The sequence below is a fragment of the Pseudomonas sp. W2-17 genome, from assembly GCF_041060445.1.
GTDB lineage: Bacteria > Pseudomonadota > Gammaproteobacteria > Pseudomonadales > Pseudomonadaceae > Aquipseudomonas.
In genome coordinates, this window is record NZ_JAUFNS010000010.1 from 174,695 (window position 1) to 188,684 (window position 13,990).

Sequence of the window (13,990 nt, forward strand, 5' to 3'; positions counted from 1 at the left end):
TTGGAGCCCTTATTGCGAGACTGAACTGAACGACCGCTCGTATTCTTCCGCTGCCGCACTGCAATACCTCACATAACGCATCCGCGTAGCAGTCACGCCGGTTCGCGTTACCCTCATGCGCACCTTCGCCAGCAGCAAATCGTCATCACCCTGAAACAGAATCGTCAAATGCCGCCTTTCCAACAGGAACCGGAACACCGCTCCCGGCCCCACACCCTCTGGAAAACCATCATTGATAGCAGCCGTGTCTTGCTGCATCCCTACAACCAGAGAGGACCTCACCATGCGCGTGTCTGGCCAGCAACCCCCCGTTACCTCCGCCTCCATCGAACTTCAGCAACGATCAAACTCGACCGCCGCCACCGGCCACGCTTCCGTGGGGCAGGGTCATCCTCAATCCGCTGAGATCAGTGCAGCGGCGCTGAACCAGACCCAAAGCATGAAGCATTTGCTCACTACCTACGTGAGCAATCAGTTCCAGCCCTACAAAGATCGTCTGGATCCGGAATCCGGGCACCGGGGAGAAATCGATCGAATCGTAGAGAGCCGAGTCAACAAGCTGATGGAGGAGAACATCTCGTTCCAGGAGCTTGGAACGTTGATGGAAAAAGCCGAGAAAATGGACCGCAACGCTTCAATGGTGTCGGGTACAACGGGCGGCGTGCCGTTTGCGGTGGCGTCGTCGCTCCAGGCGGCCATTCCGGCGATCACGGGAATTGGGGCAAACGTACAAAACCCGGTGGCAAAAGCGGCAGCACTGGGGACGATTTCACTCGCGGCCGCATCAGGGATGGATCAGGTCGGCGGCGCTTCCATTAAAAAACTTAGGGAAGACGCGTATTACGTGCATGCGCCCGCAGACAAACTGCATGAGTCGTTGAATGCCGCGCTGGCGACTATCGATACCACCGCGAACCTGGCCATCCAGAACGCCAAGGAGGCGCAGACGTTCACGATCCGGAATGGGATCCGGACGGTGGTAGGCCCGGTGGTAGCGGCGATCAACCCGAAGGCCGAGCCCATTGTGGACACAGCTATTGCCATTGCAGGTGGTCTCGCTGCCGGGACCGGCACCGGGTACCTCGCCAACAGTCGGCGCACCGAGCAAGGCACCAGTGGACCCGCGCTGTTGTTGGGACGAAGAGATGCCGAGGCCAAAGAGGATCTGAGTCAGGAAACCGAATGGATCGACGCGTTGAAGGCATTGCGGGACGCGAAAACCATCCGTACGCCGCTCGCCAATGGAGGGGGACGTCTGGCCGACGCCGGCCGCACCCTGGTAAGCGATCCGCTCGGGGCGGCATCGAGAACCGCCAAAGCCACTTTCACACCTTCCGGCGCCGCCAACGTCAGCACGCTGACCGCTGGCTTCACCGCGCTGGAAGCCGGTAAAGGCGCCGCGGTCGACGCCTTGAGCAAGCAGCACCCCGCACTTGGTTCATTCGCAAAACATGCCGTCAATACAGTGGGCGGCTCGGTCGTGTTCGGCAGCAACGCTGCGGGTGTGGCAGTCGGGGACAAGCTGGTTGACGACTTCAAATCGCGACGCAAGACAACAGCGGAACCCACGGCAGGCGCTACCGAAACCGCTCAATCCGTGCATGAAGATCCGGCCGACGCTCCGGGTGAGACTCTCGGCGAAGAGCCAGGCCGTGTCAGCAGACCGTCCAGTCAGCGGTCCCAACGCGCGGCGTCTGATTCGGGATCTCTTCCGCGAACCAGCCTCACCGGCAACCGGATCACGAATGCCGAGAACCCGGCACCCGCCTCTACCAAGTCCCCGGCAGGCAGTGTTCGCGCAAGCCTTAAGGGCGAGCAGACGCAACCCACGGCCAGCGGCGGACCCTCTGGCGAAGCAGCGCGCCCTGGGTCGGTGGCTTCGGCGGCACCTGCCCCGCTCCAGGTCCAAACCCCGGTGCCGGTGGATGATTCCTCGGATGACGACGCCAGCTATCACACTGCGACGTCGGGTTCTTCAGATAACGGATCGGTCTACCACACTCCGCCGCAAAGCCAGGCTTGAGCGAGCCATACAACTAAAGTGTGAAACCGCCGGCTGCCGTCGTCAGAGGGCTGCTGGCAGGTCTGATGTTCCTGCTGTTGGACGCGAGCACCCGTGTGCAGCGGCAGACGCGAAGGTTTAGCGATCCAGGAAATCCAGATGTGGCACATTCTATTGCTTAAGTTCAGAAGCTTCCTACGTCATCGCGGGAGGTCGGGACCTAGGGTGCCCGCTTGGGTCATGAAATACTCGGTTCCCAAATTTCTTGCACTCGCTTAACCATGATAAAAAGCGAGCGGCGTCCCAAGCTGGGAATTGTCAGGGAGACGTTGAGTGTTCTTGTGGCATATCGTGCCCACGTGGCATCAGATCGAAGATCGAATAAGGCAGGAAATGGGCTACCAAGGTGGTGCTCAGTTTAGAAACCATTGGGGAGCCTGCCCCGTCCCTCAGCCTGAATATCCGCCGCGTCGAGAGCGTCAGGTCTGCGTTTTATCAAGCGGAATGGCAGGCGGGCATTGCAGCTGTTGAGAACCAATTGATGTTCGACTATGAATATGCGCTGAATAAGGCGAAAGAGTATCTTGAGGATTCAGAGATACCTTTGCAGATTACGTATGAATGTGAGTTCGCGGAGGGGTGGTTCTTTTGCTATCAGTCAGCTGAGTACTTACGAACTGGCGATTCGTCTGATCAGCTAGCGGGAAATAGCCCATTTCTGATTGACCGGAATACCGGTGAGTTGTTAGAACTGGGCACGGTTAAGCCTATAGCAGAGTACATTGACGATCACCTTCAAGAGCGCTAGGCGTCGTAAATATGAGCGGCTACATGACAACTCTTCGAAGCACGTGGGTGTAGGCATAAGAGTGGCTTATGCTACGGCGATAGACCGGGTAGTGACCGGACACCCGGCCGACACTTAAAGAAAGAACATATGCTATGAAGACAGATTACCGATTGATTGAAAACAACCTCAGCTTCGTCCTTGCAGAGCTCGGATCTCAGCCGGAGGTAGCTTCGTTCTTCCCCCCTGAATCCTTATCTTATCAGGAGCAGATCGATCAGTTGTCTGAGTGGGTGGATGACGCGGGAGAGTATGGTCTGGTGTATGAAAACGTCGTTTCTATGCTTGAAGTTTTTCCTTTCAAGTTATCTGGAAAGGCGGCAATAAAACTTCTGGAGGTCGGTTTGATTTTTGGTTTCAAGACTGAGTCAGAGTCAGAGTCAGATAAAGGCTTCGACCGACGTTAATCGCAGGAATCGTGATTCGCTCTGTGTGCCAGACAGCGCGCACCCGTGCCGCGTGGATCGCTAGCCTTGGATCATTTAGAAAAGGCAAAAGCGATTCAGAGGCTCGAGGCTGCGCAGTTTGGAACCATAAGGACGAGATAAGGAGACTGATTTATTTTGGTTGAAAAATCAATCCGTCCCCTTTTTGCTCGTCTGAGTTAGCTGTTGCTCAAGCACATTACGTGGGTCGCATGGTCATAGTCTGTTCGCATGAAGCCGCACTTCAGATAAAACGCGTCGCCGGCGGCGGTATCGGTGAATAGGCATAGGTTCTGGAACCGCTGAGCGGCATGTGCAACAAGCGCATTTACCATCTTCTGTCCCACGTGCTGCCTCTTTGACCCTGGGTTCCACTCGTCAATCAGACGGGAAAGGAACCTGAAGCCTTGTCCAAACGCCTCTTTCGCTAGCCTGAGTCTGGGGGAGATGGGTGATCACTTGAATGTCGACTTGGCCCATCCATAGCCCTTGATGGGTGCAGACCTATCTAGCTGACAAGGGGTCTTGCGGACTGGTCACACAGGATAGGATGCCCGGCCGCATATGATCCCAACGTCTTTCGGCGTCACTGGGCGGCCTTTTAGGCGCCGCCGTCGAGGCCATGCATGTGGGCGACAACGTGCATAAAGACCCAGGCATCACCCTTTTCGTACGTCTCGAGGGCTTCGCTACCGCCAAGAAATGGGTACGGCTGCGGGATGTAGACCTGGTTTTCAGCAAGGGGGCCCAGATGTCGGAATAGATCGGCAACGTGGTCCGAATCCAACACATACAGCTCGAACCCCGGCTCTTTCAGTACCTCCGCTTCAAAGTCTTCGACTGACGGGTGGCTTCCGCACGACTTCGCCGCGCACTTGAAAGGGTGCAGTACGAGGTACTCCGAGTCGTGTGGATTGCGAAGAAAGAAATGGCCGAGGCTTGAGTAACCCACAACCTCAGTGTGGTTCGGGAAGCTGGCGGCCCACGCTCCCAAGTCGCTCGAGGGTCGAACCGAAAAGAGTGTGTAGAGAATTGGTTCGGATGGCTTTCCGAATATTTTGGAGAAAAGTCCCAAGGTGACACCTCAAGTTGAGCGCTTGGCAGCAAGAACGCGCTTGTAAATTTTGTGGTCGAAAACGACAGGAAGCCCTATTCGATTTGGCGGCCTGCCGCAGATCTCACGTTTCGTCGCAACGACTTTGAAGTCGTCCTGGCTTGAGCCCGACACTGCGATTTGCTTGCAAAGCCACATGCCGATGCTCGGGCTCGTTAAGGCGATTACCCTGCGGGGTCCTAACGCAACTCCACCTCAAAGCGATAGTTGATATCCACCTCGCTGGCATCTACCGGCAGAGCGGTTTTGGTCAGTACAAACTCGAATGCTGGCTCGAAGTATTCATCACGCAGGATTTCACCCGCCAGCACTTCCACTTCATACCAACCATTCTGGACTTCAATAGTCGGCCTGTTTGATTGCTCATAACGCTCGAGCAACTCATCGAGATTCTCATCCGTGAACGCCTGCAGAATGCGCCACGTGAACAAATGTATGCGACCGTGCTCGACACGCAGCGAATAACCGCCGCGACGATGTTGCACCCGACCTTCGTGCCGGGGCATTTGAGGTTCAACGCCGGCCAACGTGAAAACAACGGTGTAAGGATGGTTTTCCACACCGGCGAGCGGGATGAGGACGCCATCAAGAACGGCCTTGTCGCCGCTTTCACTGGACACAAACTCGCCAGCCAGATCGTCTGCAAGTTGATGCTCTTGCTTGAAGCGCCTCAACAGTTGAAGGTCACCGAGCAGGAAGTAGTCGATGAGGTCATTAAGGACTTCGGAAAACATATATTGCATGAGGGGGTATCCTTGGTCTCACAGTGCCAAAGTAAAAATGCAGCCAGTCAGCGTTGTCCCGCTAATTCATCGCCTAATATGGGTTTAGGTGCACCCTAAAGGTCGAGGCATCTGCGCTGCAATCATCAGTCTTGGCCTACAGTTGCTTGAGTCAGATGTTGCTCAAGCACATCACATGGGTGGCATGCTCATCATCTGTTCGCATGAAGCCACACTTCAGATAAAACGCGTCGCCGGCGGCGGTATCGGTGAAAAGGCACACGCTCTGAAAGCGCAGAGCCGCATGGGCAACAAGCGCCTTTACCAACGTCTGTCCCACGTGATGCCGCCTTGATGAAGCGCTGACATAGACACGTCGCAACCTCGCCATGTTCTTCTCGGCGTAGGGATCAACTGCGAGGCCTCCGATGCCTATTAGCTGCTGGTTTCGGTATGCGGCCATTAGACATTCTCCAGGGGCATTGAAGCGATTGATCCCGGAGTGCCACTCGGCAATCAGGCGCGTAAGAAACCTGAAGCCCTCTCCAACCGCCTCTTTTTCCAGCACCCGAATCTGCGGGGGCAGATGGGTGGTCAGTTGAATGTCGACTTGGCCCATGGATCTTCCTTGATTGGGTGGAGAGCTATCTGGCTTAGAGAGGTTTACAGTGCATAGCTATTGGCAACGCAAGTAGCGGTTGTTAGACCCTGGAATACCAGCGTTCAATTTGAGGGCGGCACGCTTCTTCAGAGTGAGGCGTCAGTACAGGCCTGTCGCGCTATCAGGTTCGCGTACCGGAACCTGGTGCACGCTGACCATGTTGTAGTTGAGCATGAAGCCGACACCACCCTCGGACTCCATCACCTGAGCCACCCAGCCAATAGGATTGATGAACAATGAGTTGTCGTGGTTGAGCACGCCTACAGCAGCAGTGGTCTCATCATAATCCCAAACGACATCGCCCCAGTGCCAGCCCTGGCCTTCTACGTACTGGTTACCTAGCAACGCTCCAAGCGCGTACATTTCCTCCTCGGACAGCGTTGTGCCAGTCGCTTTGCAATTGCGCACCCGCTCCGTAATCGCCGCAACCACATCGGCCGGCGCATAATCCCCTGTAAGGCCGAGTAAGGCGAGTCCCTGGCGACTCAGCACTTTGATCTGCTCTACCAACTCGGCGGACACTTTGCTTATTTCAGCCATTCTTGTTTCTCCATTAAAAAACTGCATAGCCCAACCAAGATTTCGCAAGCCTGCTCTGCGCTTAGCCCGGGCTTGATCGCTGTCACGCTTTGCCAATACCAAGCAATGACCGCAGCCACCCTGCCGACTTCCTTTCATAGAAAGGCGTTGTTTCCTTGAGGAAGTAATCGCTAAGGCCTTCACCCCCTTCGGTCACGCGATAGAGGTCAACGGGTTCGCCTTCCGGGGCGGTATCTCCGGCAACGTTACCGGCCTCGCGCATGACCCGTTCAAAATCTCCGTCCGCTTCAATACCAACGATCAGATGAGGCTTTTGATCAACCGATGGGTCATGCATCAACGCCAGAAATGCACGTTTTACGTTGCGATGTTTGGCGAGTAACTGCGTGAGTGAGTGGATCATCCTGGACGGGTATTGCGACGGCTGTCCGAGCAGCACGGTCGTGTCTTTTTCGACCGTGCGCTGCGCTGGCTTCTGGCCGATCCCGTCGGCGAGCAGATGGCGCACTTCCTCCGGCAGAAACTCTTTCCCGTAAGGCGACTTTGGATTGAGGAAAAGAGGGGCGCCCAGCGTGATTTCAAACAGCGATCTGGCCGGGATTTCCACGTAGGACTCTTCGCCATCTATGGATGCTTGCAGTGTTTGCAGCGAAGAGAAAAACGGGATGACAGGTGAGCCGTCAGCCTTGTGCCAATTCGCGATGCTGATGTTGCTACCCGCTTCGAGCGTGACATGACCTTTGCCAGTCCCGGCAGTGCCAAGCACGTAGACGGTGGAGTCCAACAGCGTCTTGAAGAAGTCAGGTCGATGGGCCGGCTCATCCGCCGCCAGCCTGAGGGATTGTTCGAGGGCGTTTTCTTGCTGGTTGTTCATGATTTCCATCCGTGGCTCCATCAAAACAGACAAAAAATGAGTGCAAAGCGCGCGTAGTTTTCCACGGGACAGGTTCCCACGCTACAACAGGCCCGACACGCCCCTGCGATGTAATCATTGGTCAAGTAGACGCGACGCTATTCGAAGAGCGATGAGACAAAGAATTAATAAAGAACCCAAAGCAATGGGCATAACCAGCAGCTTCTTGTAGGCACCAGGGAGGCGTTCAACCTCTCCGGCGTCGACCAAACCTCGTTTAGCATGGATCTTTGGCATCATTACTACGGTAGCAATAATTCCACCCCTCATGACTTTACCGATCAAACCAGCATTACCCCACACTTCTCGCGTATCAATCACATAAGAGCAGTTGGTCAGACGACTCTCGATAGCGTCAATATACTTATGGGCAATGAACGCTATTGAAAAACACACTAACAGCAGAAGCAACAATACGACCCCGTTAGCCAAGCTGAAAGCTGTTCATTTTCCGAATTTACCGTATAAAACATCACCAAATGCTTCGCCGCCTGCTCCACCTAAGGCTCCTCCTCCCATTCCTCCTAATGCTCCTCCGACAACTCCGCACGCGAGTGTACCCATTCCGCCAGTGGGAACACCAATGATTACGCAAGCAGCTCCTGCAGCAAAGCCGCCTACATACCCCATGAAACCTGCTCCTGCCAAACTTCCAATAAGAGAGCTACTTTCAACATAGTAGAGCGGCTGCTTGCGGCTAAACATCGATTGATCGCGGAAATTCCCCTTACCTAAAGCAGGCTCATCAGCTATTTTCGTCAGCCTCTCTTTTCATCCGCCCCCGGCCCGCGCGTCACCTCAAACCGCCTGACATTCTTGCGCAACCAACCCAGAAACCCACCCGTATCAGCCACCACCGGCTTAGCCTCCAGCATCGCCGCCCTCGCCTTCGCCCGAAACTTCGCCAACCCAGCCAACGCCCCAATCAACTCCGGATGCTCCGCCAGCCACGGCTCCAGATCGGCCTTGTCGATCCGGTAAATCATGCAATCGGTGTACGCACAGAATCGAGCCAGCGTCGGCGTCGCGTCGAGGAAGCCGGTCTCACCCAGCAGCTCACCCGGCCCCATGCGCCCCACTTCCAGCCAGCCATCCGGCCGTTGCAGCGACGCCGACACCACCCCGGATTCAATAATGAACAGCGCATCAGGCACCGCCCCTTCGGCGAGCACGATGTCTTTCGCCGGATAAGCGCTCAGGCGCATGTGCTGTTCCAGTTGCGCGCGGTCGGCGTCGCTGAGCATGCGCAACGCATTCACGGTGTTGAGCACCGCAGACTGGCGGGTTGCGGCGCGCTGCTGGTCCTGGCGGGTTTCGGTCGAGGCCAGTTGCCGGTGAATGAGGTCGAACAGCTGATTACGCACCGCTGAGCGCCGGTCTCGGGATTTCACGTAGCCGGTGACTTCGTATTCGACGATGCGCAGGCCGGATTTGACCACCACCGCAGAGGGCGCGGGCTGGGCCAGTAATTCGCGGCAGCCGAGCAGCGCTTTCTCCAGGGAGTCCAGCACCAGGCTGGGTCGCAGGCGGGTCGACAGTTCGATGGACAGGGTGACCGAATGGAAATGGTCCGGGCGGCTGAAGTTGACGATGCGGGTCTTGGCAGCCATGGCGTTGGGGATCACGGCCATGCTGCCTTCGGAGGTCAGCAGATGGGTGGAGCGCCAGTCGATTTCGATGACCTTGCCTTCGATGTCGTCGACGCGAATCCAGTCGTCCACCCGAAACGGTTTGGTCGCATTGAGGACAATGCCGGAGAACACATCGCCCAGCGTGCTTTGCACAGCGAGGCCGAAGATGATCGCCACGGCGCCGGAGGTGGCCAGCAGGCCTTTGACCGGCAGGTCGAGCACGTAGCCGGCCGCCGCCACTGATGCGACGAGGAAGATGATCGCGCCCATGACGTCTTGCAGCAGGTGGCCCTTGCCGCCGATGCGCGGTTCCATGACCACGACGGCGAGCACGGTGAGTGTCCGCGCGCCGAACAGCCACCAGGCGATGGTCAGGATGGTGCCCAGCACATGCCGGGGAACGGACCAGTCCGCGGGCACCGGATACAGCGGACTCAGCCCGCCATCCAGCAGCGCCATGCTGAACAGCACGAACAGCACCAGCCGGCACGCCAGCTTGCGCCGCAGCCAGCGCGGGTGCAGCCATTGCCAGAGCGTGAGGTCGATGACCAGCAGCACGGCAGCGCTGATCAGCGGATAGGCGAACCACAAATGATCCATCGACATTCCCTGGGGGTGGACAGCCCGTGCAGCTTAGCTGAATACCTCGCCGGGAGCGCCGGTGTGCTTTTTCGCTGACACAGCATGACCGATCAGAACGCCGTCACGCCCCCGTCCACCGCCAGTGAGTGCCCGGTGGTGAACGCGGCGCCGTCGCTGCACAGGTAAAGCACGGCGGCGGCGATTTCTTCGACTTTGCCGATCCGCCCGACCGGGTGCATGGTCGCGGCGAATTCGGCCTTGCGCGGGTCGGCTTCGTGGGCGCGGCGGAACATGTCGGTGTCGATCACCGCCGGGCACACGGCGTTCACGCGGATGTGTTTTTTGGCGTACTCGATGGCGGCCGATTTGGTCAGGCCGATCACCGCGTGCTTGGACGCGCTGTAGATGCTCATCTTCGGCGCCGCGCCCAGCCCGGCGACGGATGCGGTGTTGACGATTGCCCCGCCGCCCTGGGCCAGCATCAGCGGCAACTGGTATTTCATGCACAGCCAGACGCCCTTGACGTTGACGCCCATGATCGCGTCGAACTCGGCTTCGCTGCCTTCGGCGAGGCGGCCCTTCTCGATTTCGATGCCGGCGTTGTTGAAGGCGTAATCGACGCGGCCGTAGGCGTCCACGGCATGAGCCATCATCTGCTGCACCTGGACGTCCTTGGTCACGTCGCACGACAGAAACAGCGCTTCCCCGCCCGCCTGACGAATCAACTCGGCCGTGCCCTCGCCGCCCGCGCTGTCCAGATCCACCACTAGCACTTTCAGGCCGTGTTCGGCAAATGCCAGCGCGGTCGCTCGGCCAATGCCCGCCGCGGCGCCGGTGACCAACGCAACCTGACCGGAAAACGTCATGCTCATGGGATCGTCCTTTTTTGTACGTATTAATAGGAGGCTCGGCACATGCCGTGATGGGCCGCAGCTTAGCGGTCGCGGCACAATCAGCGTCAGCACTATCAAGTGGCCGGTTGCCGGGCCATTGGTGGCGATGATGATCCGCGACAAGGGCCATCATCAGCATGGATCGGCGGGCATTCGGTGCACTGGCAATCCTTGCTGTCGGGACCGTTCCGGTCTATCACTGCCGCTTCGCCGATAATCGAGAGCCCTGCCATGACCGCCCTGAACAACCGCCAATTCCTCCTCGCGCGCCGCCCGGTGGGTGCCGCCAGCCGTGAAGATTTCACCTTCCAGACCGTGCCTGTTGCGGAACTCGCCGAAGGCCAGATCTTGGTGAAAAGCGAATACCTGTCCCTGGACCCGGCCATGCGCGGCTGGATGAACGAAGGCAAGTCGTATATCGCGCCGGTCGAGCTGGGTGCGGTGATGCGCGCGTTGGGTGCGGGCAAGGTCATTGAGTCGCAACACCCGAAATTCGCCGTGGGCGATTACGTTCAGGGCGTGCTCGGGGTGCAGGATTATTTCGTCGGCGAGCCCAAGGGCTTCAACAAGGTCGACCCCAAACTCGTGCCGCTGCCGGTGTACCTGGCGGCGCTGGGCATGACCGGTATGTCGGCGTATTTCGCCCTGCTCGAAGTCGGCCAGCCCAAGGCCGGTGACACCGTGGTGATTTCCGGCGCCGCCGGTGCGGTCGGCAGCATTGCCGGTCAGATCGCCAAAATCAAAGGCTGCCGGGTCATCGGTATCGCCGGCGGCGAGGAAAAGTGCCAGACGCTGATCGATGAGTTCGGTTTCGACGGCGCGATCGACTATAAGAACGAGGACATTCATGCGGCGCTGAAACGCGAGTGCCCCAAAGGCGTGGACGTGTATTTCGATAACGTCGGCGGCGACATCCTCGATGCGGTCCTGACCCGCCTGGCGTTGAAGGCGCGGGTGGTGATCTGCGGCGCCATCAGTCAGTACAACAACAAGGAAGCCGTCAAAGGCCCGGCCAATTACCTGTCGCTGCTGGTCAATCGCGCGCGCATGGAAGGTTTCGTGGTGATGGACCATGCCGAAAACTTCGCCAAAGCCGGGATGGAAATGGCCGGCTGGCTGGCCCAGGGCAAGCTGAAGAGCAAAGAGCACATCGTTGAGGGCCTTGAGACCTTCCCCGAAACCCTGCAGATGCTCTTCAAGGGCGAGAACAGCGGCAAGTTGATCTTGAAGGTGTGAGCTGAATGGGTGGGCTCAACCTGTGAGCCTTCGCTGATAATCCGCTGAACAACTCACGGATAACGCTGCCGAAACCACCAGAGGGCGCACTCTGGTGTAAGCTCGTGCGCTGTTGATCCGACCCATCGAGAGGCTTATGCGGGCTCCCTTCCGACGTTCTACCCTTGCAGCGCTGCGTGGTTTTGAATCCTCCGGCACGGCGATCACGATTCTGCCGAGTGCCGCCGATTACCGGCAGACACTGCTGGCGAAGATTGCCGCCGCCACCCGGCGGATTTACATCGTCGCCCTGTACTTGCAGCAGGATGAAGCCGGGCAGGAGATTCTCGATGCGCTGTACGCCGCCAAGGCTGCGCGGCCGGAGCTGGACGTCGTGGTGCTGGTCGACTGGTTCCGCGCCCAACGCGGCCTGATCGGCGCCGGCAAGCAGGCCGGGAACTCGGCGTGGTATCAGGCGCAGAACCTGGAACACGATCAGGAAGTGCCGGTGTACGGCGTGCCCGTGCAAACCCGCGAGCTGTTCGGCGTATTGCACCTCAAGGGCTGCGTCATCGACGACTGCGTGATCTACAGCGGCGCCAGCATCAATAATGTCTATCTGCACAAGCTCGGCAAATACCGGCTCGATCGCTATCACCTGATTGACAGCAAAGGCCTGGCCGACTCGTTCCAGCGTCTGGTCCAGCAGGACATTCTGCCGTCCGACGCCGTGCATCGCCTCGACCTGCCCTCGCCGCCCAGCTCTCGTAGCCTGCGCGGGGAGATTCGTCAGTTCCGCCAGCACCTCAAGCGCGCCAGCTACGACGTCAATGATGGCGTGCGTGACAATGGCGAGATGCGCGTCATTCCGCTGTTGGGCATCGGCAACAAGAACCCGCTGAGCAAAACCCTCTGCGATCTGATTGCCGCGACCGATGAGCAACTGACGCTGTGCACGCCGTACTTCAACATGCCGCTGGTGGTGAAGCGCGAGATCAATCGCGCGCTGAAGCGGGGTGTAAAGGTCGACATCATCATCGGCGACAAGACCGCCAACGACTTTTTCATTTCGCCGGAGGAGCCATTCAAGGTGATCTCTGCGCTGCCGTATCTGTATGAGATCAGCCTGCGGCGCTTCATGCAGAAGCATCAGACGGCGATCGCCAAGCACCAGCTGAACATCCATCTGTGGAAAGACGGCGACAACACCTATCACCTCAAGGGCCTGTGGTCGGACGACCGCTATACCCTGCTGACCGGCAACAACCTGAATCCGCGGGCCTTTCAGCTGGACCTGGAAAACGCCGTGCTGATCGATGACCCCAAGGGCGAATGGCTGAAGCCGCGCGCCGAGGAAATCGCGCTGCTGATGCGCAATACCCATCGGGTCGGCAAGTTTGACGAGCTCGATACTCTGAGCGAATACCCGGTTGGCGTGCGCACTTTTCTGCGCCGGGTCAGCCGGGTCCGCGTCGAGCGCCTGCTCTACCGGATTCTCTGACGACCATGGGCAAAAGCACTGGCGTTCGCGCGCAACAGGCCGATCAAACCCGCGCGCGCATTCTTCAGGCGGCGATCACGGTGTTCACCCGCGACGGGTATTCCGGCGGGCGCATCGAGAAGATCTCCGCCGAAGCCGAATCCAACGACCGGATGATTTATTACTACTTCGGCAGCAAGGAGAAGCTGTTCGTCAAAGTGCTTGAGCACACCTACGAGCAGTTCAACCGCGCCGAAAGCCTGCTGTCACTGGACCCGTCGACGCCGGTGCAGACGCTGCGGCAGTTGGTGGCGTTTGTCTGGGACTATTACGTCAGCCACCCGGAATTCGTCGCCATCCTCAGCATCGAAAACCTGCACAAGGGCAGGCACGCGCGCCAGTCCGGCGAGCTTCGACGGTTGTCAGGCGAAGCCGTCGGCGTGCTCAGACCGATCATCGATGCCGGTCAGGCACAGGGTTTGTTTCGGCAGGACCTGGACATCAAGCACGTGTATTTGATGATCGCGTCGCTGTGCTACTTCTATAACTCCAACCTGCACACCCTCAGCTCGTTCCTCGGCCAGGACATGGCCGCAGAGGGAGAGCGGACGGATTGGCTGGCGTTTATTCAGGATCTGGTGATGCGGGGTGTGAGGGTGTTGCCGGAGTAGGTGCAGCAAACGGTGCCCCTGTGGGAGCGAGCTTGCTCGCGAAGGCGCCGGTACATCCGCTGAGTATTCTGTGGCTGGAATAATGCTTTCGTGAGCAAGCTCACTCCCACAGGGGCCAGTACATCCGCCAGATATTTAGCGGTTGAGATGCAGCTTTCGTGAGCAAGCTCACTCCCACAGAGGCCTGTACATCCGCTAGATATTTAGCGGTTGAAATGCAGTCTGTGGGAGCGAGCTTGCTCGCGAAGGCGCCGGTACATCCGCTGAATATTCTGTGGCTGAGATACCGCTTTC

The 13,990-nt window shown here is 58.2% G+C and carries 16 protein-coding genes and 1 pseudogene; 6 read left to right on the forward strand and 11 right to left on the reverse strand.

The annotated features are described in order from the left end of the window. Nucleotides 1-9: 9 nt before the first annotated feature. Nucleotides 10-258 (reverse strand): hypothetical protein, encoded by a 249-nt coding sequence (locus QWI20_RS14890; protein WP_369306141.1) that lies wholly within the window; start codon nt 256-258, stop codon nt 10-12. Nucleotides 259-283: 25 nt separating this feature from the next. On the opposite strand from QWI20_RS14890, the gene QWI20_RS14895 reads away from it, so the two are divergent. The 3 genes from QWI20_RS14895 to QWI20_RS14905 all read left to right on the forward strand — a co-directional run bounded on the left by QWI20_RS14895 (nt 284) and on the right by QWI20_RS14905 (nt 3,256). Continuing rightward, nucleotides 284-2,023 (forward strand): hypothetical protein, encoded by a 1,740-nt coding sequence (locus tag QWI20_RS14895; RefSeq protein WP_369306142.1) that lies wholly within the window; start codon nt 284-286, stop codon nt 2,021-2,023. A 388-nt stretch (nt 2,024-2,411) separates the two neighbouring features. Beyond that, nucleotides 2,412-2,810, forward strand: coding sequence for a YrhB domain-containing protein (locus tag QWI20_RS14900; protein ID WP_369306143.1), 399 nt, complete (start codon nt 2,412-2,414; stop codon nt 2,808-2,810). 134 nt (nt 2,811-2,944) lie between these two features. Beyond that, nucleotides 2,945-3,256, forward strand: coding sequence for a hypothetical protein (locus tag QWI20_RS14905; RefSeq protein WP_369306144.1), 312 nt, complete (start codon nt 2,945-2,947; stop codon nt 3,254-3,256). Between the two features lie 197 nt (nt 3,257-3,453). On the opposite strand, the pseudogene QWI20_RS14910 reads toward QWI20_RS14905, so the two are convergent. From QWI20_RS14910 to QWI20_RS14955, 10 genes and pseudogenes are all read right to left on the reverse strand, one after another. Then, nucleotides 3,454-3,754: pseudogene (locus QWI20_RS14910) on the reverse strand (hypothetical protein). Nucleotides 3,755-3,875: 121 nt separating this feature from the next. Further along, the gene (locus QWI20_RS14915) at nt 3,876-4,226 is read right to left on the reverse strand and encodes a T6SS immunity protein Tdi1 domain-containing protein (protein WP_369306176.1); all 351 of its coding nucleotides are present in this window, start codon (nt 4,224-4,226) and stop codon (nt 3,876-3,878) included. 341 nt (nt 4,227-4,567) lie between these two features. Further along, a complete protein-coding gene (locus QWI20_RS14920; RefSeq protein ID WP_369306145.1) occupies nt 4,568-5,131 on the reverse strand; it encodes a hypothetical protein in 564 nt (187 codons plus the stop codon). A 151-nt stretch (nt 5,132-5,282) separates the two neighbouring features. Next, nucleotides 5,283-5,729 (reverse strand): GNAT family N-acetyltransferase, encoded by a 447-nt coding sequence (locus QWI20_RS14925; protein WP_369306146.1) that lies wholly within the window; start codon nt 5,727-5,729, stop codon nt 5,283-5,285. 141 nt (nt 5,730-5,870) lie between these two features. Further along, a complete protein-coding gene (locus QWI20_RS14930) occupies nt 5,871-6,311 on the reverse strand; it encodes a hypothetical protein (RefSeq protein ID WP_369306147.1) in 441 nt (146 codons plus the stop codon). 82 nt (nt 6,312-6,393) lie between these two features. After that, nucleotides 6,394-7,194: an enhanced serine sensitivity protein SseB gene (sseB, locus tag QWI20_RS14935; protein WP_369306148.1), complete on the reverse strand. Its 801-nt coding sequence runs from the start codon at nt 7,192-7,194 to the stop codon at nt 6,394-6,396. Nucleotides 7,195-7,299: 105 nt separating this feature from the next. Beyond that, entirely contained in the window at nt 7,300-7,638 is a 339-nt protein-coding gene (locus tag QWI20_RS14940; protein ID WP_369306149.1) for a hypothetical protein, read from the reverse strand. Nucleotides 7,639-7,668: 30 nt separating this feature from the next. Next, nucleotides 7,669-7,929 (reverse strand): hypothetical protein, encoded by a 261-nt coding sequence (locus QWI20_RS14945; protein ID WP_369306150.1) that lies wholly within the window; start codon nt 7,927-7,929, stop codon nt 7,669-7,671. 53 nt (nt 7,930-7,982) lie between these two features. Then, nucleotides 7,983-9,455, reverse strand: a complete 1,473-nt coding sequence (locus tag QWI20_RS14950) for a mechanosensitive ion channel domain-containing protein (RefSeq protein WP_369306151.1) — start codon at nt 9,453-9,455, stop codon at nt 7,983-7,985. Between the two features lie 92 nt (nt 9,456-9,547). After that, nucleotides 9,548-10,309 carry an SDR family oxidoreductase gene (locus QWI20_RS14955; protein ID WP_369306152.1) on the reverse strand — a complete coding sequence of 254 codons (762 nt, stop codon included), beginning with the start codon at nt 10,307-10,309 and terminating at the stop codon, nt 9,548-9,550. Between the two features lie 252 nt (nt 10,310-10,561). Here QWI20_RS14955 and QWI20_RS14960 point away from each other — a divergent pair, with 252 nt between their 5' ends. The 3 genes from QWI20_RS14960 (at nt 10,562) to QWI20_RS14970 (ending at nt 13,696) form a co-directional block, all read left to right on the forward strand. After that, nucleotides 10,562-11,566, forward strand: coding sequence for an NADP-dependent oxidoreductase (locus QWI20_RS14960; RefSeq protein WP_369306153.1), 1,005 nt, complete (start codon nt 10,562-10,564; stop codon nt 11,564-11,566). 136 nt (nt 11,567-11,702) lie between these two features. Beyond that, the gene (gene pssA / locus QWI20_RS14965) at nt 11,703-13,046 is read left to right on the forward strand and encodes a CDP-diacylglycerol--serine O-phosphatidyltransferase (protein WP_192174743.1); all 1,344 of its coding nucleotides are present in this window, start codon (nt 11,703-11,705) and stop codon (nt 13,044-13,046) included. Between the two features lie 5 nt (nt 13,047-13,051). After that, nucleotides 13,052-13,696: a TetR/AcrR family transcriptional regulator gene (locus QWI20_RS14970; protein ID WP_346628331.1), complete on the forward strand. Its 645-nt coding sequence runs from the start codon at nt 13,052-13,054 to the stop codon at nt 13,694-13,696. The last annotated feature ends 294 nt before the right edge of the window (nt 13,697-13,990 follow it).

Excerpts from the sequence above, each read along its gene's own strand:
- QWI20_RS14945 (WP_369306150.1), bottom strand. The coding sequence starts at position 7,929 with ATGTTTAGCCGCAAGCAGCCGCTCTACTATGTTGAAAGTAGCTCTCTT.
- QWI20_RS14960 (WP_369306153.1), top strand. The coding sequence starts at position 10,562 with ATGACCGCCCTGAACAACCGCCAATTCCTCCTCGCGCGCCGCCCGGTG.
- pssA (WP_192174743.1), top strand. The coding sequence starts at position 11,703 with ATGCGGGCTCCCTTCCGACGTTCTACCCTTGCAGCGCTGCGTGGTTTT.
- QWI20_RS14905 (WP_369306144.1), top strand. The coding sequence starts at position 2,945 with ATGAAGACAGATTACCGATTGATTGAAAACAACCTCAGCTTCGTCCTT.
- QWI20_RS14890 (WP_369306141.1), bottom strand. The coding sequence starts at position 258 with ATGCAGCAAGACACGGCTGCTATCAATGATGGTTTTCCAGAGGGTGTG.
- QWI20_RS14930 (WP_369306147.1), bottom strand. The coding sequence starts at position 6,311 with ATGGCTGAAATAAGCAAAGTGTCCGCCGAGTTGGTAGAGCAGATCAAA.
- QWI20_RS14970 (WP_346628331.1), top strand. The coding sequence starts at position 13,052 with ATGGGCAAAAGCACTGGCGTTCGCGCGCAACAGGCCGATCAAACCCGC.
- QWI20_RS14895 (WP_369306142.1), top strand. The coding sequence starts at position 284 with ATGCGCGTGTCTGGCCAGCAACCCCCCGTTACCTCCGCCTCCATCGAA.
- QWI20_RS14955 (WP_369306152.1), bottom strand. The coding sequence starts at position 10,309 with ATGAGCATGACGTTTTCCGGTCAGGTTGCGTTGGTCACCGGCGCCGCG.
- QWI20_RS14925 (WP_369306146.1), bottom strand. The coding sequence starts at position 5,729 with ATGGGCCAAGTCGACATTCAACTGACCACCCATCTGCCCCCGCAGATT.
- QWI20_RS14920 (WP_369306145.1), bottom strand. The coding sequence starts at position 5,131 with ATGCAATATATGTTTTCCGAAGTCCTTAATGACCTCATCGACTACTTC.
- sseB (WP_369306148.1), bottom strand. The coding sequence starts at position 7,194 with ATGGAAATCATGAACAACCAGCAAGAAAACGCCCTCGAACAATCCCTC.
- QWI20_RS14950 (WP_369306151.1), bottom strand. The coding sequence starts at position 9,455 with ATGGATCATTTGTGGTTCGCCTATCCGCTGATCAGCGCTGCCGTGCTG.